This window comes from Streptomyces sp. NPDC053541, assembly GCF_044544705.1.
In the GTDB taxonomy this organism is placed as follows: domain Bacteria; phylum Actinomycetota; class Actinomycetes; order Streptomycetales; family Streptomycetaceae; genus Streptomyces.
In genome coordinates this window covers 455482-473136 of record NZ_JBITXM010000004.1, presented here as the reverse complement: position 1 = coordinate 473136, position 17655 = coordinate 455482, and the positions used below count along the sequence as shown (strand labels likewise).

Below are 17655 nucleotides of genomic sequence, written 5' to 3'. Positions count from 1 at the left end.
ACGGGTTGGACGGGCGTACGGGCCGGGTGGGCGCTGACCCGTACGGGAGCGGGCATCGGGGCGCGCGCCGGAACATGCGCCGGGCGGGTGTGCCGCGGCGTGCGCCTGGGTACGTACGGGGTGTGAGCCGGAGGCGCCGGCTCCGCCGCCCCGTCCGTCAGCCCGCGTTCTCCTCGGCGAGGATCCGACCGAGCGCGGCCTCCAGGTTGTCCTCGAAGTCGCCCAGCGTGCGCTCCTGACCGAGCGGCACGAGCTTGTCCGTGCGGTCGAGGAAGGCGACCAGCGGCGGCGCGCTCGCGCGGAACAGCGCGCGGTCGCCGCCGACCTGGAGACGGATCATCACGTCGGACAGGCCCTCGGGGTCGGTGGGTGCGATGTGCACGTCCCCGTCCCCGCTCGGCCGGTTGATCCCGTCGAGCAGCAGTTCCCGGCCGAAGGCCCAGGTCACCGGCGCGTCTCCGGGAAGGTGGAACGTCATCCGCACCGCGTAGGGATCGCGGGTCTCGTATCGCAGTTCCACCGGGATCCTGAAGGAGAGCTCCTCGGAGACGAGGAAGCTCATCAAGACCTCGGCCTGAACCGTCTCTCGCATCATGTACCCCGCAGTAGATGAGCAGTTGTGTGAAACGCGCTGCTGAAAGCTGTGGTCGAAACGGCCAGGAATGATCCCCCATGGCCCTCTTGACGCAATCGTGCTGTAAGCGCTAGCAGATCACAAGGAGTGATTTTTCAGATACTGATAGAGAACGCGAGTGAACTGAAGAGCTTTCCGATCTCATTCTGTAGCCGCGCGATAGCGGGGAGCAACCGTTCTTCCTGGTGAAGCGGGAGTGAAATCGCCATCGCGGCCGCCGTGGAGCCCGCGGTGATGGGGATCGCGGCGCAGACTGTGCCGAGCGCATATTCCTGACGCTCCACCAGGGGCTCCATTCGCCCCATACCGCCCAAACGGTCCAAAAGGGCACGTCGATTACGCACCGTATACGGCGTGAGGGCTTCCACCGGGTGTCGGTCGAGGTGGTCTTGACGGCTCTTCAGATCCAGTTGACTGAGCAGGCACTGCCCGATCGCGTGCGCGTGACCGGTCTCCCGGAAGTCCGCCCACTCCTCCACGGCGGGCGCGGCCGGGGTGTCGGCGACGGCGACGAGCTCGATCTCGCCCTCGCGGTAGATCGCGAAGTAGACGGGCACGCCGATGGCGTCCCGCCAGTGCGCGAGAGAGTTCTCGATCTTGGTGCGACGATTCTGCACAACTCCGCCGCCGACCAGACGGCCGGCGGCGTCACCGAAGACGAACACACCCTTCTCGCGGCGCAGATAGCCCTCGTGCGTCAGGGTGCGGAGCAGGTGGTACGCGGTGGGAAGCGGGAGTCCCGCCTCGCGCGCGAGCTGTTTGGCCGGGGCCCCGTCCTCGTGGGAGCCCACGGCCTCCAGAAGTCTCAGCGCCCGCTGTACCGAACCGATCAGGGTTGGTGCAGCGGGCTGCGAAGCAGTGGCCAAAGGTCACCCCCAGGCGTGTCGACGGGTGCGTCGCACCCGCCCGCGGGGGCCGCCCCCGCGCGCCCACCGCGACCTGGGACCGGTGGGGTCCGGTGGCGGACCCGTCCGGGGACAGACAGGATCGCGCTGGTCGTGTGCGGAGGCCTACGCCTGTGGTTCCCGGGGCGGCAGAGGTCTGCCACTCTAATGGCAGCCTCAGGGGGCCACCCGGTTTCCACCTGCGCGTTCCCTCTGCCGGGCTAATGACCGGCGAGGCTTCCATACCGACGGGTAACACGTGATAAACGGGGCCCGTCGGCACGTCGGCCGCCGGCGGACACCAGGTGCCGGGGCGGCTACCAGTCGCCGCGCGAGCCGGACGAGGCCGTGAACTTGCGGACCACGTAAATGAGTCCGCCGACCAGGGCCACGAACACCAGCACCTTGAAGAGCAGACCGATCACGAAGCTCAGGACACTGGTGATCAGACCGCCGAAGACGACGAGTGCGATGACGGGTATGGCGATCCACTTCACCCACCACGGCATCCCCGCGAGAATCTCCTTCACCGCCATTGCGCTTACCTCATCTCCGCAGAGTGCGCGCCCGAAGAGGCCGCGCCGCCCAGTCCGCCGGGGCCCGCTGCGCCCGACACCTCGATGCTAGGGCGGCCCACCAAGCTCGCGGGGGCCTCACGGCCCCCGCTCTCCCCTGATCCGTCCCCTAAGGGACGTCAGGACTCCGGCGGCGAGAAGACCACCATGACCCGCAGGTCCTCGGTGATGTGGTGGAACTTGTGCGGCACGCCCGCCGGCACGTAGACCACGCTGCCCCGCGCCACCTGTGTCGTCTCGGTCCCGACCGTGATCGACGCCCGGCCGCTCACCACGAAGTACACCTCGTCCTGGCCGTGCGGCCGCTGCGGGTCGAGCTCCCCGGCGTCGAGCGCGTACAGCCCCACCGACATGTTCCGCTCGCGCAGGAACTGGAGGTAGGCGCCGTCGTTGGCGGCGCGCTCCGCCTCCAGCTCGTCCAGTCGGAATGCCTTCATCGCTCGTCCGCCCCTGCCCTTGGCCAGATCATGTCTGCCACGATCTGACACATGAAGAATTTCGTAGTCAAGACGCTCGCGAACGCGGGCGCTCTGGCCGTGGCCATCTGGCTGCTCCAGGACATCACGCTGACCGGTGACAGCACCGCGAAGAAGGCCTGGACCCTCATCCTGGTCGCCCTGGTTTTCGGCCTGGTGAATTTCCTGGTCAAGCCGATCGTGAAGCTGCTCACGTTTCCGCTCTTCATCCTGACCCTGGGTCTGATCACGCTGGTCGTCAACGCGCTGATGCTGCTCCTGACGTCCTGGCTGGCCGACCAACTCGACCTCAGCTTCCACGTGGAGGGCTTCTGGACCGCCGTGCTCGGCGGCCTGATCATCTCCGTCGTCTCGTGGGCGCTGAACGTCATGCTTCCCGACGGCGACTGAGGGAGCTGACGTCATGACTGGCGACGCACACGACGACCCCGGTCGGGAGCCGACGGCCCCGATCGGGGACGGCACCCTCGCGGTACGGGCGGGGCTGCCCGAGCCCGTGAAGTACGAGCCCACCCTGCCCGGCCCGGTCTTCGCCGCCCACTTCCACCTGCCCGGCGAGCCGACCGGCCCGTACACCTACGGCCGCGACGAGAACCCGACCTGGACCCATCTGGAACGCGCCATCGGCGCCCTTGAGGCGCCGGGGGAGAGCGGCGTCGAGACGCTGGTCTTCTCCTCCGGCATGGCCGCCATCTCCGCCGTCCTCTTCTCCCAGCTCAAGGCCGGCGACGTGGTCGTCGTCCCGTCCGACGGCTACCAGGCCCTGCCGCTGGCACACGAGCAGCTGCGGGCCTACGGCGTCGAGGTGCGCTCGGCGCCGACCGGCGGCGACGCCCAGCTGTCGGTCCTGGCCGGGGCGAAGCTGCTGTGGATCGAGACCCCGTCCAACCCCGGGCTCGACGTGTGCGACCTGCGGCGCATGGTGGCCGCCGCCCACGAGGCCGGGGCACTGGTCGCCGTCGACAACACCCTGGCCACCCCGCTCGGTCAGCGCCCGCTCGCACTCGGCGCCGACTTCTCGGTGGCCAGCGACACCAAGGGCATGACCGGCCACGGCGACCTCCTGCTCGGGCACGTCAGCTGCCGCGACGCCGAGCGGGCCGCCGAGGTGCGGCGCTGGCGCAAGATCGTCGGCGCGATTCCCGGCCCCATGGAGGCCTGGCTCGCGCACCGCTCGCTGGCCACCCTCCAGCTGCGGATCGACCGCCAGTGCGGCACGGCGCTCGCCCTCGCCCGGGCCCTCACGGGCCACGCGCACGTCTCCGGGCTGCGCTATCCGGGGCTGCCCGACGACCCCTCGCACGAGGTGGCCGCCCGCCAGATGCGGCGCTTCGGCTCCGTCGTCTCCTTCGAACTGCCGGACCGCGCCTGGGCCGAGCACTTCCTGAGCGCCCTGCACCTGGTCGAGGAGGCGACCAGCTTCGGCGGCGTGCGGTCCACCGCCGAGCGGCGCGGGCGCTGGGGCGGCGACGCCGTCCCGGAGGGCTTCGTCCGCTTCTCGGTCGGCGCGGAGGACCCCGAGGACCTGATCGCGGACGTCCTGCGGGCGCTCGACGAGACGGCCAAGGCGCTGGGCTGACGCGTCAGGGGCGCTCCGAGCCTCCCCCCTCGTGGCTCGGAACGCCCCCGTCCCCCGGCCGGGTGCCTCACGGACACCCGCCCGAACAAGGCTAATTGACTCTGTGTCAGTGTCCAATCACGCTAGCGACAGCGACCTATCGAATTATTTATATTTGGACGGTTCACGTCGAACGGACACGGGCGCCGGGAGGGTGAGGACATGGATCTGACCCTGCTGCGCACCTTCGTCACGGTGCACCGGGCCGGCTCCTTCACCCGCGCCGCCGCGCTCCTCGGCCTCTCCCAGCCGGCCGTCACCAGCCAGATCCGCAGCCTGGAGCGCCAGCTCGGCCGGCCGCTGTTCCTCAGACGGGCCCGTGGGGTCGTCCCCACCACCATCGGCGACGAGCTCGCCCACCGTGCCGCCCCGCACCTGGACGCCCTGGTCGAGATCACCGAGACGGGGCTCGACGAGCGCACCGGGGTGCGCACCCTGCACATCGCCGGGCCGCCCGAGTTCACCGCGGCCCGGGTGCTGCCCGCCCTGACCCCGCTGGTCGCCCAGGGCCTCGCGGTCCGCTCCTCGCTCGTGGGCAACGCGGAGGAGGTCCTCGACGGGCTCGCCGCCGGCCACCACGACCTGGCCGTCGCGGTGGCCCGGCCCCGGGGCGGCCTCTTCACCGCCACCCCGCTCTGCGACGAGGAGCACGTCCTGGTCGCGGCCCCGCGCTGGGCCGACCGGCTCTCCCCCGACCTGCTGCGGTGCAAGGGCGCCGTGGTCCTGGAGCAGCTGCCGGTGGTCGAGGTGCACGAGTCGCTGCCCTTCGTGGCCCGCTACTGGGCAGCCGTCTTCGACTCCGAGCCGCCCGGCACCGCCGCCGTGATCGCCCCCGACCTGCGGGCCGTCCGGGAGTCCGCCACCTCCGGCGCGGGCCTCGCCGTGCTGCCCCGCTATCTGTGCGAGGAGGAGCTGGCGCGCGGCCGGCTCGTGGCGCTGCTCGAACCTGCGGTGCCACCGCTGCGCACCTACTTCCTGGTGGTCCGCACCGGCACGCTCGCCCTCCCGCACCTCTCCCGGGCCCACGAGCGGCTGCTGCGGGCCGCGGGGGACTGGTGAGTTTCGCGGCGACGCGCGTTTCAGGACAGCGGGTACGGGCCATTTTCTTCCCATGACCGAACGACCCGTGGTCAAGCGCACCGCACGCGCCATCCTGCTCGACGGGGACGACCTGATCCTGATCAAGCGCACCAAGCCGGGCATGGATCCCTACTGGGTGACGCCCGGCGGCGGGGTCGAGCCCACCGACGCGACCGTGGTCGAGGCCCTGCACCGCGAGGTCCACGAGGAGCTCGGCGCCAAGATCGTCGACGTGGTCCCCTGCTTCGTCGACACCGTCGAGCACATCGTGGACGGCGGGGTCTCCGGGGTGAAGGTCCAGCACTTCTTCGTGTGCCGTCTGGAGTCCATGGACACCTCGCAGCGGCACGGCCCCGAGGTCGACGCACCGCTCGGCGAGTACGAGATCGTCCGGGTCCCGTTCAGCCGCGTCGGCATCGCCGCCGTCCACCTCGTCCCGCTCTCGCTGCGCCACTACCTGGACGGCAACATCGAGGGCGTCCGCGCCATGCACGCCCCCGACCTGGGCTGAGTCCCCCGGGCCCCTCGGTCGCCGGGCGGTCCCTACGAGGCGCGGGCGACCTCCCCGAGATAGTCGTGGCGGATCCGGTCGGTGGGGATGCCCACGCCCTTCAGCGCGTCGAGCCCGCTGCGGATCATGCCGGGCGGCCCCGAGAGATAGGCGTCGTACTCGGCCCAGGGGCCGTAGCGGCGCACCGCGTCCGGCAGCCGGCCCTCGGCCTCGGTGACCGGGCGGACGGCGAGCCAGGGGAAGGTCTGCTGGAGCCGCATCATCGTGTCGATGTCGTAGAGGTCGTGGCCGCTGCGGGCGCCGTAGAAGACCTCGACCGGGCGCCGGTCACCGTGCTCGGCCACGTCCTCGACCAGCGCCTTGATCGGCGCGATCCCGGTGCCCCCGCCGAGGCAGAGCAGGCCGTTGTCGGTGGAGTGGTCGACGGTCATCGAGCCCGCGGGCGGGCCGAGCCGCAGCACGTCCCCGGGGCGGGCCCGGTGCACCAGGGCGTTGGACACCCAGCCGGCCGGCACGGCCTTCACGTGCAGGGTGAGCAGTCCGTCCGGGCGGGGTGCGGAGGCGAAGGAGTAGTGCCGCCAGATCCGGGGCCACCAGGGCGTCTCCAGGGTCGTGTACTGCCCGGCCAGGAAGGGATACGGCAGGTCGGGCCGGAGCGTGAGCACGGCGACGTCGGGGGTCCGCAGGTCGTGGCTGACCACCTCGGCCTGCCACCAGGCCGGCGCGTGGCTCTCGTTCTCGGCGGCGGCGTCGATCATGATCTGCGAGATCGTCGTGTACGTCCGCACCCAGGCCGCCTCGGTCTCCGCGTCCCAGCCGCTGCCGGCGTACCGCTCCAGAGCGCCGATCAGCGCCTCCCCGACGGCCGGGTAGTGCTCGGCGCGCGTGCCGTACTTCCGGTGCCCGCGTCCGAGGTTGCTCAGGTAGTCGGTGAGCACCGGAACGTCGTCCATGAGGTCGGCGGCCGTGAGCAGCGCCTTGAGGAGCCGGTCCCGCTGGGTGTCCATGGCGGCGGGGAACATCGCCCGCAGGTCGGGATGGCGGGTGAAGAGCAGTGCGTAGAAGTACGAGGTGACCCGGTCCGCCGTCGGCGCGATCGCGGCGAGCGTGCGCCGGACGAGGGCCGCGTCGCCCACGGCCGTACCGTCCCCGACCGCGCCGTCCGCCGGACCGTCGGTCGCCTTCTCCGAGGCCCCCTGTACCGACTCCGGCGGCTCACTGAACGTTTCCTCAGGCGCCGGTGGCACGGCCGCGATCCGGGGCGGCGCACCCGTGGCCGCAGCCGGAGCATCCGTCATGATCCTTGCCTCCCCGCTAGTCGGCCGCTGTGTTCGCAGAATGGCAGTCCGAGGGGGAGGACGGACAGAAAGTGGGATTCCCGGTGATTCGCCCCGCGCGGAGGGCTAGGCTGCGCTCTTTCGGACCAGTCCGTAGGCCTCGCGCAGATCGCCTCCCGTGTAGCTGTGCCGGGCCAGTCCGGCCAGGTGGTGGTCGGCGTTCACGGCCACCGTCTCGGGCACGATCGCGAACAGCTCCGCGTCGGACATCGAGTCGCCGTACGCCACGCAGTCGGCCGGTTCGACCCCGAAGCGCGCGCAGAGTTCCCCGGCGATCCGCACCTTCGCCGAGGCGTCGAGGATGCCCGGGCGGTGGATCGGCTCGGTGAAGGGCACGGAGGGCCAGCGGGAGCCGTGGGCCGCGTCGGCGCCCCAGTCGAGCAGCCGCTCGACGAAGAAGTCCGGCGAGAGCGAGATGACCGCGCAGTGACCGCCCTCGGCGCGGATCTCGGCCCAGACCTCCCTGATGCCCGTGAGCCAGGGCGCCTGCTCGAAGGCAGCGGTCACCTGGTCGGAGGTGAGTTCCGACCAGAGGGCGTGGGCCTGGACGGCGAACTCGTCCGGGGTGAGCCCCCGCAGCAGGAAGTCCTGCTCCAGCTGGGCGATCTCCCGGTCGAGACCGAGTTGCCGGGAGATCTCCACCGCGGCCGCCGAGCCACGGATCAGCGTGCCGTCGAGGTCGAAGAGATGCAGCCGCCGCCGGCCGCTCAGAGTCGTCATGTACGCCGAGGCTAGTACGCCGGCTTACTCCCCCGGGTAGACGCGGGACACCCCCGCTCTTCGGCACGGTGTTTCACGTGAAACATCTCCAGCGGCCCGTTCGACGGGCACTCCTCGTCGTCCATGTGGCGGTCTCCGTGGCCTGGCTCGGCCTCAGCCTGGGGCTGCTCACCCTCGGTCTCACCGCGTACACCACTCAGGATCCGACCCTCACCCAGGCCTCCTACCGGGCCATGAAGGTCTTCGCGGACTGGCTCCTGGCCCCGGTCGCCCTGGCGACCCTCGGCAGCGGCCTCGTGCTCTCGCTCGGCACCCCCTGGGGTCTCGCCCGGCATCGCTGGGTGTGGATCAAGTTCTGGCTCACCCTGGCCACCGCCGCCGCGACGATCTTCGCGCTGCGTCCGGAGATCGCCCACGCGGCGGCCGAGGGAGTCCCGGACAGCAGCCTGGTGGCGGCCCCGGTGGTCTCCACGACGGCCTACCTCTTCATGACGGCCGTCTCCGTGCTGAAGCCCTGGGGGCTGACCCGGCGCGGCCGCAGGCTGCGGGAATCGGCGAAGGGCCGGGCCCCACGGGCGCGGGCCGCGGCTCGTCAGGGCGAGTTCCCGTAAAGCGGTGGACGGGTCCCGACCTGGTCGGACAGCCTGATCACCATGCCCCTCTCTCACCCCCCGCTCGACCGGCTCCCGATCCGACGCCTCGGCCCCGAAGACCTCCTCGCGTGCGCCGACCTCTCCGAGAACCGGGGCTGGCCCCGCGAGGAACACAAGTGGGGCCTGCTGCTCGCCGCCGGGGTGGGACACGGCATCGACGACCCGTCCGGCAAGGGACTGCTCGCGGCCTGCGTGGTCACCTCGTACGGTCCCGGGCTCGCCGCCATCGGCATGGTCCTCGTCGCCGAGCGGTACGCCCGCCAGGGCGTCGGCCGCCGTCTCATGCGCCATGTCCTCGCGGAGGCCGGCGACACCCCGCTCAGCCTCTACGCCACGAGCAACGGACAGCCGCTCTACGAGGAGCTGGGCTTCACCGAGATCGGGCGCTCCGAGATGCTCCGGGGCCACTTCACCGCGGCCGAGCCCGCGCCCGGGCGCACCGTCCGGCCCGCCACCGCCGAGGACCTCCAGGACGTGCTGCGCCTCGACCACGAGATCTTCGGCGCCGACCGCACCCACCTCATCACCCGGCTCCCGGCCTTCGCCGACCACCTGCGGGTCGCCGAGCAGGACGGCGAGATCACCGGCTTCGCCGGCCTCTGGCCCAACATGGACACCCATGTCGTCGGCCCCGTGATCGCCCGCGACCCCGGCACCGCACAGGCCCTGATCGCCTCGCTGGCCACCGCCACCGACCGCCCGCTGCGCACCGACGTCGACACCGGCCACACCGAACTGCTGACCTGGCTGAAGGCGAACGGCCTGGAGCACATCGCCACCAACGCCGTCATGCTCCGCTCGCACGCCGCCCTGCCGGGCGACGGAAACCGGCGCTTCGCCCCGCTCACCGTCGCGGCCGGCTGAGCCCCGGGCCCCGAGGGGGTCCGTCGCCCGATTAATTGCACACGCGGCTTTTTGCGGTCCTTCCATTACCCTGATAAAGGAACCGGGACCCCTCCGGGCCGGAAACATCCAGGACAGACCGAGGAAGCGAGGAGCGCACATGACCGCGACGGACCCCGCCCTGACGGCCCTCTCCCAGGGCTGGTGCGCTCTCTCCCTCCTGCACGGACGGATCGAGTCGCACATCGAGCGCGCCCTCGAGGCCGGGCACGGGCTCAGCGTCCGCGAGTTCTCGCTCCTCGACGTCCTCAGCCGCCAGCACGACGGGCCCGGCGGCCACCTCCAGATGAAGCAGGTGGCCGACGCCGTGGTGCTCAGCCAGAGCGCGACCACCCGGCTCGTGACCCGGCTGGAGGACCGCGGCCTGCTCACCCGCTACCTCTGCGCCACCGACCGGCGCGGCATCTACACCGATGTCACCGAGGCCGGCCAGAAGCTCCTGGACGAGGCCCGCCCGACCAATGACGCCGCGCTGCGCGAGGCCCTGGACGCCGCTGCCCTGAACCCGGAGCTGGCCCCGCTGGTGCGGGTCGTCGAGGGCCTCGGCGTCCCTGCCTGAGCCCGCGGGCGGCGCGTAGCCTGCCCGTATGAGCGATCTTGAGATCCGGCCCGCCCTGCGGGACGACCTGCCCGCCATCGTCGCGATGCTCGCGGACGACCCGCTGGGCGCCCAGCGCGAGTCGCCCGACGACCTCACGCCGTACACCACCGCCTTCGACCGGCTGGCCGGGGACCCCCACCAGCACCTGGTCGTCGCCGAACGCGAGGGCCGGGTCGTCGGCACCCTCCAGCTCACGATCATCCCCGGGCTCTCCCGCCGGGGCACCACCCGCTCGATCATCGAAGGCGTCCGCATCCACGCCGAGGAACGCGGCGGCGGTCTCGGCGGCCGGCTCATCGAGTGGGCGATCGAGGAGTCCCGCCGGCAGGACTGCGGGCTGGTGCAGCTGACCTCCGACGTCACCCGCACCGATGCCCACCGCTTCTACGAGCGACTCGGCTTCGAGCCCTCGCACATCGGCTTCAAGCTGAGCCTGTGAACCGGCGGGCGGTGTTTCACGTGAAACACCGCCCGTCGGCGCCGCTCAGAGGCCCCGCCAGGCCCCCTCGACCACACCACCGGGCACCGCGTCTCCCTGCTCATAGGGCTCCCGGGTGAAGACGAAGGACCCCAGGTCGAGGTGGCTCACCGAACCGTCCGGGCGCCGCACCACCCTCAGGGTCTCCCCCTGGTAGTAGCCGTCGAGACCGATCCAGCCGCTGCCGTCGGGCAGTGCCCGGAAGCTCGCCCGCCGGCCGGCGCCCTTGAGCGGCTCCAGCGTCAGGGCCCGCCCGGCGCCGAGGCGCAGCCCGTAGGCGTACGTGCCCCAGTACCAGGGACCGGTGAGGGCGAGCAGCTCCTCGTCCACCTCGGCCGCGGGAACGGGCCGCCAGGGCTTCGGCAGGCGCGGCTCCGCCTCGGCGACGATCCCGATGAGCTCGGCGGCCACGGTGGCGGGGAGCGGCCCGCTGGTGGCGTTGGCGAGGGCCACGGCGGCCACCCCGTCCTCGACGCTCACCCACAGGCCGGCGACGAAGCCGGGCAGCGAGCCGGTGTGCCCGAACAGCAGCCCGCGCTCCGAGTGCACCAGCTGGAGCCCCAGGCCGTACCCCGCCTTGCCGTCGGTGGCCGAGGCCGGCGCGGCCGGAACGCGCATCTCCGCGACCGTGTCCGCGCTCAGCACCCGGTCGTCGCCCTCGGCGAGGAAGACGGCGAACCGGCACAGGTCCCCGACCGTCGACCAGAGCTGCCCGGCCGGCGCCATCAGCCCCAGGTCCTCGGCGGGTTCGGGCATCATCACGTCCGCCCACGGGTGCACCGCGAAGCCGCCGGCGTGCGGCGCGACCGGCCGGCAGCTCGTCCGGTCGAGCCCCAGCGGCTCCAGGATCTCGGTGGCCAGCGCCTCCTCCCAGGAGACCCCGCGCACCGCCTCCACCAGCGAACCGAGCAGCGTGTAGCCGGGGTTGGAGTAGTGGTGCAGCCGGCCCACCGGGTGCACCGTCGGCCGCTCCCCCAGCACGTCGGCCAGCTCCGGCCGGAGCGATCCCGGCGTCCGCTCCCACCAGGGCGACGGGGTCTCGGCGGCGAGTCCCGCGGTGTGGCCCAGGAGCTGGGCGATCGTCACCTCGCCCACCCCGGTGCCCGGAAGGTGCTTCTCCAGCGGGTCCTCCAGGCCGAGCAAGCCCTCGTCCCGCAGTCGCATCACGAGCACCGCGGTGAACACCTTGGTGATCGAACCGATCCGGTACTGGGTCCCGGTGTCCGGCGCGTGCCCGTCGACACAGCTGCGCGCACCGCTCCACACCATCGCTCCGTCCCGCGCGACACCGGCGACGAACGAGGGCGCGCGGCCCTCGCTCTGGGCGACGGCCACCCGGTGCAGCAGGGCGCGTTCGGTGGAGGGCAGCAGGGCTTCGAAGGATGAGGTCATACGGCGATCATGCCGTGCTTCCCCCGCCGGTGGTGGTGCGGAGGTAGTGCTCGGCGATCTCGCTGGCCGTGTTCACAGGCGGGCTCGGGCCGCGTGGCCGGGGCGGGGCCTGACCGCGGGGCGACATTTGTACAAGACCGCGGGCCGGCGGCACCGGCATCCTCCCGGGCATGACTCTCCACGACGGCAAGCACGTGCACGGGATACACGTGGTCCACGACGGCCCGCGGGAAGCGCCGCCGCTCGTGCTCATCCATGGATCGGGGGCCTCGGGCAGCTCCTGGGACCCGGTCATCCCGGCGCTGGCCGACCGGTACCACGTCATCCGGATCGACCTCCCGGGCCACGGCCAGTCGCCGCCCGCGCCGTCGTACGACGTGTCCGAGCAGGCGGCCAGGCTGGCCGAAGCCCTCGATGAGCTGGGCGTCCGTCCGGTCACCGTGGCCGGGCACTCCAGCGGCGGGTACATCGCCACCGCCCTCGCCGAACGGCGCCCGGACCTCGTGGGTTCGCTCGCCCTGATCAGCAGTGGCCCGAGTCCCGACGCGCTCCTTCCGCAGCCCGCCCTCCTTCGGGCCCTGCTCGACCCGCCGCTCGGCCCGCTTCTCTGGAGGGTCCGTTCCGACGCGATGCTCCGCCGGGGCGTGACCGCGGTGTGCAGGCGCCCGGTGGACGTCCCGAACGCCCTGGTCGCCGACGTGCGGGGCATCAGCTACCGCACCTTCAGGACGGTGCTGCGCGACAACACCGCGTACATCGCCGAGCGGAGCGTCCCCGAGCGCCTGACCGCGCTCGACGTCCCGGTCCTGGTGATCTTCGGCGCGGCGGACCCCCGCTGGGACCCGTCTTCGGCGCACCACTACGAGACGGTGCCGACCGCGCGGGTCGAGCAGCTGCCCGACGTCGGCCACTTCCCCATGCTCGAAGCACCGGAGGCGACCGCCGAGTTGCTGCTGCGCTTCGCCACGACGGGGCGCTGACACCCGTCGCCCCGCCCGGGGCGGTGGAGCCCGCCCTACGGACCGGGATCAGGTCTGGGCCATGTCCACGAAGCGGGAGTAGTGGCCCTGGAAGGCCACGGTGATGGTCGCCGTCGGACCGTTACGGTGCTTGCCGACGATGATGTCGGCCTCGCCGGCGCGCGGGGACTCCTTCTCGTATGCGTCCTCGCGGTGCAGCAGGATGACCATGTCGGCGTCCTGCTCGATGGAGCCGGACTCGCGGAGGTCGGAGACCATCGGCTTCTTGTCGGTGCGCTGCTCGGGGCCACGGTTCAGCTGGGAGAGGGCGATCACCGGCAGCTCCAGCTCCTTGGCGAGGAGCTTGAGGTTTCGCGACATGTCGGAGACCTCCTGCTGGCGGCTCTCGGCGCGCTTGGCGCCGCCGGACTGCATCAGCTGGAGGTAGTCGATGATGACGAGCTTGAGCCCGGCCCGTTGCTTGAGCCGGCGGCACTTGGCCCGGATCTCCATCATCGACAGGTTCGGCGAGTCGTCGATGTAGAGCGGGGCCTGCGAGACGTCCGGCATCCGGCGGGCGAGCCGGGTCCAGTCCTCGTCGGTCATGGTGCCGGAGCGCATGTGGTGCAGCGCCACCCGGGCCTCGGCCGAGAGCAGACGCATCGCGATCTCGTTGCGGCCCATTTCGAGCGAGAAGATGACGCTGGGCAGGTTGTTCTTGATCGAGGCGGCGCGCGCGAAGTCCAGCGCGAGCGTGGACTTACCCATGGCGGGGCGGGCCGCGATGATGATCATCTGGCCGGGGTGCAGTCCGTTGGTGAGCGCGTCGAGGTCGGTGAAGCCGGTGGGGACACCGGTCATCTCGCCGCTGCGGGAGCCGATCGCCTCGATCTCGTCGAGCGCGCCCTCCATGATGTCGCCGAGCGGCAGGTAGTCCTCGGTCGTGCGCTGCTCGGTGACCTGGTAGATCTCCGCCTGGGCGCGGTTGACGATCTCGTCGACGTCGCCGTCGGCCGCGTATCCCATCTGCGTGATCTTGGTGCCGGCCTCCACGAGGCGGCGCAGCACGGCCCGCTCGTGGACGATCTCCGCGTAGTACGAGGCGTTGGCCGCGGTCGGCACCGACTGCACGAGCGTGTGCAGATAGGAGGCGCCGCCGACGCGGGTGATCTCGCCGCGCTTGGTGAGCTCGGCGCCGACGGTGATGGGGTCGGCGGGCTCGCCCTTCGCGTAGAGGTCGAGGATGGCGGCGTAGATCGTCTCGTGGGCCGGCTTGTAGAAGTCGTGGCCCTTGATGATCTCGACGACGTCGGCGATGGCGTCCTTGGACAGCAGCATGCCGCCGAGGACGGACTGCTCGGCGTCCAGGTCCTGCGGGGGGACCCGCTCGAAGGCGGAGATCCCGCTGTCCCAGCCGCCGCCCTCACTGCCGCGCTCGTGCTGGTCCTCCCGGCCGCGTCCGCGGCCACCGCGCTCGCGGGTGCGCGTCGGGAGCCGGTCGCCGGGTCCGCTGTCGGCCCAGGGATCGTCCATGGGCTCGGGCATGCTCACCAAGCCACCTCCTCCCGTCCGCTCCGCGGACCTCGCCGTGCCCCTCTTTCTTACGCCACGGCTCAGACAAAAAAGGGGCTTTGGCTCCGCTTCTGGCGCGTCGGGTGCCGGTCCACGGTAGGGCCGCGGGCACCGTCAGCCAATCTGGTTATCCACAGGCCCTGTGGGTGAAGGCCCAGATGCTGTGGAGAACTCCCCGGAACCTGTGCACGGACCGGGGGACAGCCGTGTGGACAAACTCATAACCCCTCCGCCCAAACGCCGCTGACCTGCGACTTTTCCATCCACCGGCTGTGGGGGAGAAAAACTTTTCCCCCTGGATCAAGATCAGAACAAACGGCGCACAGCCGAAGGGCCGCTCGCTCCAAAAGTAAGGGTCAGCAAGGCATTGCATCTCTTACCTGTGGACGATTAGATTGAGGCCATGCACCAGGCTCCCGCGACCCCCAAGGCCGTTCGACGCCAACACGACCGAGAGATCGTCTCGCTCGCCGTCCCGGCCTTCGGCGCACTCGTCGCCGAGCCCCTCTTCCTCATGGTCGACAGTGCCATCGTCGGCCACCTCGGCACCCCCCAGCTCGCCGGACTCGCCATCGCCTCGGCGCTCCTCGCCACCGCCGTGAGCGTGTTCGTCTTCCTCGCCTACGCCACCACCGCGGCCGTCGCCCGCCGGGTCGGCGCCGGCGACCTCAGGGCCGCCATCCGCCAGGGCGTCGACGGCATCTGGCTCGCCCTGCTCCTCGGCGCCGCCGTGGTCGCCCTCACCCTGCCCGCCGCACCCTGGCTCGTCGACGTCTTCGGCGCCTCCGACACCGCCGCCCCCTACGCCACCACCTATCTGCGGATCTCCAGCCTCGGCATCCCCGCGATGCTGGTCGTCCTCGCCGCCACCGGCGTCCTGCGCGGACTCCAGGACACCCGCACACCGCTGTACGTCGCCATCGCCGGCTTCGCGGCCAACGGCGCCCTCAATCTCGGTCTGGTCTACGGTGCCGGGCTCGGCATCGCCGGCTCCGCCTGGGGCACGGTCATCGCCCAGTTCGGCATGGCCGCCGCATACCTCTTCGTCGTCGTCCGCGGCGCCCGCCGGCACGGTGCCTCGCTGCGCCCCGACGCGGCCGGCATCCGGGCCTCGGCGACGGCCGGCGCCCCGCTCCTCGTCCGTACGCTCTCGCTGCGCGCCGTGCTGATGATCGCCACCGCCGTCGCCGCCCGCCTCGGGGATGCCGAAGTCGCCGCCCACCAGATCATCCTGTCCCTGTGGAGCCTGATGGCCTTCGCCCTCGACGCGATCGCCATCGCCGGGCAGGCCATCATCGGGCGCTACCTCGGGGCCGAGGACGCCGACGGCGCCCGACAGGTCTGCCGCCGCATGGTCCAGTGGGGCGTGGTCTCCGGGATCGTCCTCGGCGTGCTGCTGGTCGTCACCCGACCGCTCTTCGTCCCCCTCTTCACCGGCGACACCGCGGTCCAGGACACCCTGCTCCCCGCGCTGCTCGTCGTGGCGCTCTCGCAGCCGATCTCCGGGGTCGTCTTCGTCCTCGACGGCGTCCTGATGGGCGCGGGCGACGGCCCCTACCTCGCCTGGGCCATGCTGCTGACCCTCGCCGTCTTCGCCCCCGTCGCGCTCCTGGTGCCGACGCTGGGCGGCGGGCTGACGGCGCTGTGGGGAGCGATGACGCTGATGATGATCGTCCGCATGGCCACCCTGTGGTTCCGGGAGCGCTCCGGCCGCTGGCTCGTCACGGGCGCCACCCGCTGAGCGTTGTTTCACGTGAAACCGGATGTTTCACGTGAAACAGACCCCGCGACCCCCTGCGGAGGGCGGAGAGCAGCGGAAGGGCCCGCACCCCGAGGGGTGCGGGCCCTTCCGTACTGCTGAGCGCGAACTGCCAGGGGCAGCGTTACGCGGCGACGACCTCGACGCCGAGCTTCGCGGCGACCTCGGGGTGCAGACGCACGGACACCTGGTGCGAGCCCAGGGTCTTGATCGGCGCACCGAGCTCGACGCGACGCTTGTCGACCTCCGGGCCACCGGCGGTCTTGATCGCGGCGGCGATGTCGGCCGGGGTCACGGAGCCGAAGAGACGGCCGGCGTCGCCGGAGCGAACGGCCAGGCGCACCTTCGTGCCCTCGAGCTGGGCCTTGATCTCGTTGGCCTGCTCGATGGTCGCGATCTCGTGGATCTTGCGGGCGCGGCGGATCTGCGCCACGTCCTTCTCGCCACCCTTGGTCCAGCGGATCGCGAAACCGCGCGGGACCAGGTAGTTGCGAGCGTAGCCGTCCTTGACGTCGACGACGTCGCCGGCGGCACCGAGGCCGGACACCTCGTGGGTGAGGATGATCTTCATTATTCGGTCACCCTTCCCTTAGCGCGCGGTGGACGTGTAGGGCAGCAGCGCCATCTCACGGCTGTTCTTGACGGCCGTGGCGACGTCACGCTGGTGCTGCGTGCAGTTGCCGGTCACGCGACGGGCACGGATCTTGCCGCGGTCGGAAATGAACTTCCGCAGCATGTTCGTGTCCTTGTAGTCGACGTACGCGACCTTGTCCTTGCAGAACGCGCAGACCTTCTTCTTAGGCTTGCGCACAGGCGGCTTCGCCATGGTGTTTCTCCTGTGTGATCAAGAAGTGGGGGTACGAGCTGCTTCCGGGGCGCAGGCCCTAGAAGGGAGGCTCGTCCGAGTAGCCGCCGCCGGAGTTGCCACCCCAGCCGCCACCGCCGCCGCCCTGCTGGCCGCCGGACGGAGCGCTGGAGGCCCACGGGTCGTCGGAGGGAGCTCCGCCGCCCTGCTGGCCACCGCCGGAGTTGCCACCCCAGCCACCGCCGCCGCCACCCTGCTGGCCACCACCGCCGTAGCCGCCCTGACCACCGCGACCGGTGGTGCGGGTGACCTTGGCCGTCGCGTTCCTCAGGCTGGGGCCGACTTCCTCGACATCCAGCTCGAAGACCGTGCGCTTGACGCCCTCGCGGTCCTCGTAGGACCGCTGCTTCAGACGGCCCTGCACGACGACGCGCATGCCCTTCTGCAGCGACTCGGCGACGTTCTCCGCCGCCTGGCGCCAGACCGAGCAGGTCAGGAACAGGCTCTCGCCGTCCTTCCACTCATTGGTCTGCCGGTCGAAGGTGCGGGGAGTGGACGCGACGCGGAACTTCGCGACCGCCGCACCGGACGGGGTGAAGCGCAGCTCGGGGTCTTCGACAAGGTTGCCGACGACCGTGATGACGGTCTCGCCTGCCATGGGTGAACCTCTCGGCGGGATTGCTTACGGCTGCTTATTG

General features: G+C 71.3%; 21 protein-coding genes. 10 read left to right on the top strand and 11 right to left on the bottom strand.

Features of this window, described 5'->3' with window-relative positions; genetic code table 11:
- Window positions 1-157: 157 nt before the first annotated feature.
- The 4 genes from ACIGW2_RS12745 to ACIGW2_RS12730 all read right to left on the bottom strand — a co-directional run bounded on the left by ACIGW2_RS12745 (window position 158) and on the right by ACIGW2_RS12730 (window position 2530).
- Entirely contained in the window at window positions 158-592 is a 435-nt protein-coding gene (locus ACIGW2_RS12745; protein WP_356062505.1) for an SsgA family sporulation/cell division regulator, read from the bottom strand.
- A gap of 137 nt (window positions 593-729) precedes the next feature.
- A complete protein-coding gene (locus ACIGW2_RS12740; RefSeq protein WP_399843261.1) occupies window positions 730-1500 on the bottom strand; it encodes an IclR family transcriptional regulator in 771 nt (256 codons plus the stop codon).
- A 335-nt stretch (window positions 1501-1835) separates the two neighbouring features.
- A complete protein-coding gene (locus tag ACIGW2_RS12735; protein WP_361578720.1) occupies window positions 1836-2054 on the bottom strand; it encodes a DUF5326 family protein in 219 nt (72 codons plus the stop codon).
- 158 nt (window positions 2055-2212) lie between these two features.
- The gene (locus ACIGW2_RS12730; protein ID WP_356062259.1) at window positions 2213-2530 is read right to left on the bottom strand and encodes a cupin domain-containing protein; all 318 of its coding nucleotides are present in this window, start codon (window positions 2528-2530) and stop codon (window positions 2213-2215) included.
- A 51-nt stretch (window positions 2531-2581) separates the two neighbouring features.
- Between ACIGW2_RS12730 and ACIGW2_RS12725 the strand changes: the two genes are divergently transcribed.
- The 4 genes from ACIGW2_RS12725 (at window position 2582) to ACIGW2_RS12710 (ending at window position 5778) form a co-directional block, all read left to right on the top strand.
- The gene (locus ACIGW2_RS12725; RefSeq protein WP_361578717.1) at window positions 2582-2959 is read left to right on the top strand and encodes a phage holin family protein; all 378 of its coding nucleotides are present in this window, start codon (window positions 2582-2584) and stop codon (window positions 2957-2959) included.
- A 13-nt stretch (window positions 2960-2972) separates the two neighbouring features.
- Window positions 2973-4148 (top strand): cystathionine gamma-lyase, encoded by a 1176-nt coding sequence (locus ACIGW2_RS12720; RefSeq protein WP_399843256.1) that lies wholly within the window; start codon window positions 2973-2975, stop codon window positions 4146-4148.
- 201 nt (window positions 4149-4349) lie between these two features.
- Window positions 4350-5246 (top strand): LysR family transcriptional regulator, encoded by an 897-nt coding sequence (locus ACIGW2_RS12715; protein ID WP_399843254.1) that lies wholly within the window; start codon window positions 4350-4352, stop codon window positions 5244-5246.
- Window positions 5247-5298: 52 nt separating this feature from the next.
- Entirely contained in the window at window positions 5299-5778 is a 480-nt protein-coding gene (locus ACIGW2_RS12710) for an NUDIX domain-containing protein (protein WP_391655944.1), read from the top strand.
- A 32-nt stretch (window positions 5779-5810) separates the two neighbouring features.
- On the opposite strand, the gene ACIGW2_RS12705 is transcribed toward ACIGW2_RS12710, so the two are convergent.
- Together ACIGW2_RS12705 and ACIGW2_RS12700 are read right to left on the bottom strand one after the other, a co-directional pair.
- Window positions 5811-7118, bottom strand: coding sequence for a globin domain-containing protein (locus ACIGW2_RS12705; RefSeq protein WP_391655964.1), 1308 nt, complete (start codon window positions 7116-7118; stop codon window positions 5811-5813).
- Window positions 7119-7181: 63 nt separating this feature from the next.
- Window positions 7182-7835, bottom strand: coding sequence for an HAD family hydrolase (locus tag ACIGW2_RS12700; protein WP_399843252.1), 654 nt, complete (start codon window positions 7833-7835; stop codon window positions 7182-7184).
- Between the two features lie 77 nt (window positions 7836-7912).
- On the opposite strand from ACIGW2_RS12700, the gene ACIGW2_RS12695 reads away from it, so the two are divergent.
- From ACIGW2_RS12695 to ACIGW2_RS12680, 4 genes are all read left to right on the top strand, one after another.
- Window positions 7913-8446 (top strand): DUF2269 domain-containing protein, encoded by a 534-nt coding sequence (locus tag ACIGW2_RS12695; RefSeq protein WP_391655946.1) that lies wholly within the window; start codon window positions 7913-7915, stop codon window positions 8444-8446.
- 42 nt (window positions 8447-8488) lie between these two features.
- The gene (locus ACIGW2_RS12690) at window positions 8489-9352 is read left to right on the top strand and encodes a GNAT family N-acetyltransferase (protein WP_391655947.1); all 864 of its coding nucleotides are present in this window, start codon (window positions 8489-8491) and stop codon (window positions 9350-9352) included.
- 139 nt (window positions 9353-9491) lie between these two features.
- Window positions 9492-9950: a MarR family transcriptional regulator gene (locus ACIGW2_RS12685; RefSeq protein WP_361578696.1), complete on the top strand. Its 459-nt coding sequence runs from the start codon at window positions 9492-9494 to the stop codon at window positions 9948-9950.
- A 28-nt stretch (window positions 9951-9978) separates the two neighbouring features.
- Window positions 9979-10431, top strand: coding sequence for a GNAT family N-acetyltransferase (locus ACIGW2_RS12680; RefSeq protein ID WP_399843247.1), 453 nt, complete (start codon window positions 9979-9981; stop codon window positions 10429-10431).
- Between the two features lie 45 nt (window positions 10432-10476).
- Here the strand turns inward: ACIGW2_RS12680 and ACIGW2_RS12675 are convergent, their stop codons facing one another.
- Window positions 10477-11862 carry a serine hydrolase domain-containing protein gene (locus ACIGW2_RS12675; protein WP_391653982.1) on the bottom strand — a complete coding sequence of 462 codons (1386 nt, stop codon included), beginning with the start codon at window positions 11860-11862 and terminating at the stop codon, window positions 10477-10479.
- 170 nt (window positions 11863-12032) lie between these two features.
- Between ACIGW2_RS12675 and ACIGW2_RS12670 the strand changes: the two genes are divergently transcribed.
- Window positions 12033-12842 (top strand): alpha/beta fold hydrolase, encoded by an 810-nt coding sequence (locus ACIGW2_RS12670; protein WP_399843244.1) that lies wholly within the window; start codon window positions 12033-12035, stop codon window positions 12840-12842.
- Window positions 12843-12890: 48 nt separating this feature from the next.
- On the opposite strand, the gene dnaB is transcribed toward ACIGW2_RS12670, so the two are convergent.
- Window positions 12891-14372: a replicative DNA helicase gene (gene dnaB, locus ACIGW2_RS12665; protein WP_361578678.1), complete on the bottom strand. Its 1482-nt coding sequence runs from the start codon at window positions 14370-14372 to the stop codon at window positions 12891-12893.
- A 424-nt stretch (window positions 14373-14796) separates the two neighbouring features.
- On the opposite strand from dnaB, the gene ACIGW2_RS12660 reads away from it, so the two are divergent.
- A complete protein-coding gene (locus ACIGW2_RS12660) occupies window positions 14797-16134 on the top strand; it encodes an MATE family efflux transporter (protein WP_399843241.1) in 1338 nt (445 codons plus the stop codon).
- Window positions 16135-16276: 142 nt separating this feature from the next.
- Here the strand turns inward: ACIGW2_RS12660 and rplI are convergent, their stop codons facing one another.
- Genes rplI through ACIGW2_RS12645 form a run of 3 tightly spaced genes read right to left on the bottom strand, consistent with a single transcriptional unit; the run spans window position 16277 to window position 17615 of the window.
- Window positions 16277-16723, bottom strand: a complete 447-nt coding sequence (gene rplI, locus ACIGW2_RS12655; protein ID WP_356062221.1) for a 50S ribosomal protein L9 — start codon at window positions 16721-16723, stop codon at window positions 16277-16279.
- A gap of 18 nt (window positions 16724-16741) precedes the next feature.
- Entirely contained in the window at window positions 16742-16978 is a 237-nt protein-coding gene (rpsR, locus tag ACIGW2_RS12650) for a 30S ribosomal protein S18 (RefSeq protein WP_128983236.1), read from the bottom strand.
- 58 nt (window positions 16979-17036) lie between these two features.
- On the bottom strand, window positions 17037-17615 hold the full coding sequence (locus tag ACIGW2_RS12645; protein ID WP_361578672.1) for a single-stranded DNA-binding protein: 579 nt from the start codon (window positions 17613-17615) through the stop codon (window positions 17037-17039).
- Window positions 17616-17655: the final 40 nt, after the last annotated feature.

Coding starts and splice junctions, on each gene's coding strand:
- ACIGW2_RS12745 (WP_356062505.1), bottom strand. CDS start 592: ATGCGAGAGACGGTTCAGGCCGAGGTCTTGATGAGCTTCCTCGTCTCC.
- ACIGW2_RS12735 (WP_361578720.1), bottom strand. CDS start 2,054: ATGGCGGTGAAGGAGATTCTCGCGGGGATGCCGTGGTGGGTGAAGTGG.
- ACIGW2_RS12730 (WP_356062259.1), bottom strand. CDS start 2,530: ATGAAGGCATTCCGACTGGACGAGCTGGAGGCGGAGCGCGCCGCCAAC.
- ACIGW2_RS12725 (WP_361578717.1), top strand. CDS start 2,582: ATGAAGAATTTCGTAGTCAAGACGCTCGCGAACGCGGGCGCTCTGGCC.
- ACIGW2_RS12720 (WP_399843256.1), top strand. CDS start 2,973: ATGACTGGCGACGCACACGACGACCCCGGTCGGGAGCCGACGGCCCCG.
- ACIGW2_RS12715 (WP_399843254.1), top strand. CDS start 4,350: ATGGATCTGACCCTGCTGCGCACCTTCGTCACGGTGCACCGGGCCGGC.
- ACIGW2_RS12710 (WP_391655944.1), top strand. CDS start 5,299: ATGACCGAACGACCCGTGGTCAAGCGCACCGCACGCGCCATCCTGCTC.
- ACIGW2_RS12700 (WP_399843252.1), bottom strand. CDS start 7,835: ATGACGACTCTGAGCGGCCGGCGGCGGCTGCATCTCTTCGACCTCGAC.
- ACIGW2_RS12690 (WP_391655947.1), top strand. CDS start 8,489: ATGCCCCTCTCTCACCCCCCGCTCGACCGGCTCCCGATCCGACGCCTC.
- ACIGW2_RS12685 (WP_361578696.1), top strand. CDS start 9,492: ATGACCGCGACGGACCCCGCCCTGACGGCCCTCTCCCAGGGCTGGTGC.
- ACIGW2_RS12680 (WP_399843247.1), top strand. CDS start 9,979: ATGAGCGATCTTGAGATCCGGCCCGCCCTGCGGGACGACCTGCCCGCC.
- ACIGW2_RS12675 (WP_391653982.1), bottom strand. CDS start 11,862: ATGACCTCATCCTTCGAAGCCCTGCTGCCCTCCACCGAACGCGCCCTG.
- ACIGW2_RS12670 (WP_399843244.1), top strand. CDS start 12,033: ATGACTCTCCACGACGGCAAGCACGTGCACGGGATACACGTGGTCCAC.
- ACIGW2_RS12660 (WP_399843241.1), top strand. CDS start 14,797: ATGCACCAGGCTCCCGCGACCCCCAAGGCCGTTCGACGCCAACACGAC.
- rplI (WP_356062221.1), bottom strand. CDS start 16,723: ATGAAGATCATCCTCACCCACGAGGTGTCCGGCCTCGGTGCCGCCGGC.
- rpsR (WP_128983236.1), bottom strand. CDS start 16,978: ATGGCGAAGCCGCCTGTGCGCAAGCCTAAGAAGAAGGTCTGCGCGTTC.
- ACIGW2_RS12645 (WP_361578672.1), bottom strand. CDS start 17,615: ATGGCAGGCGAGACCGTCATCACGGTCGTCGGCAACCTTGTCGAAGAC.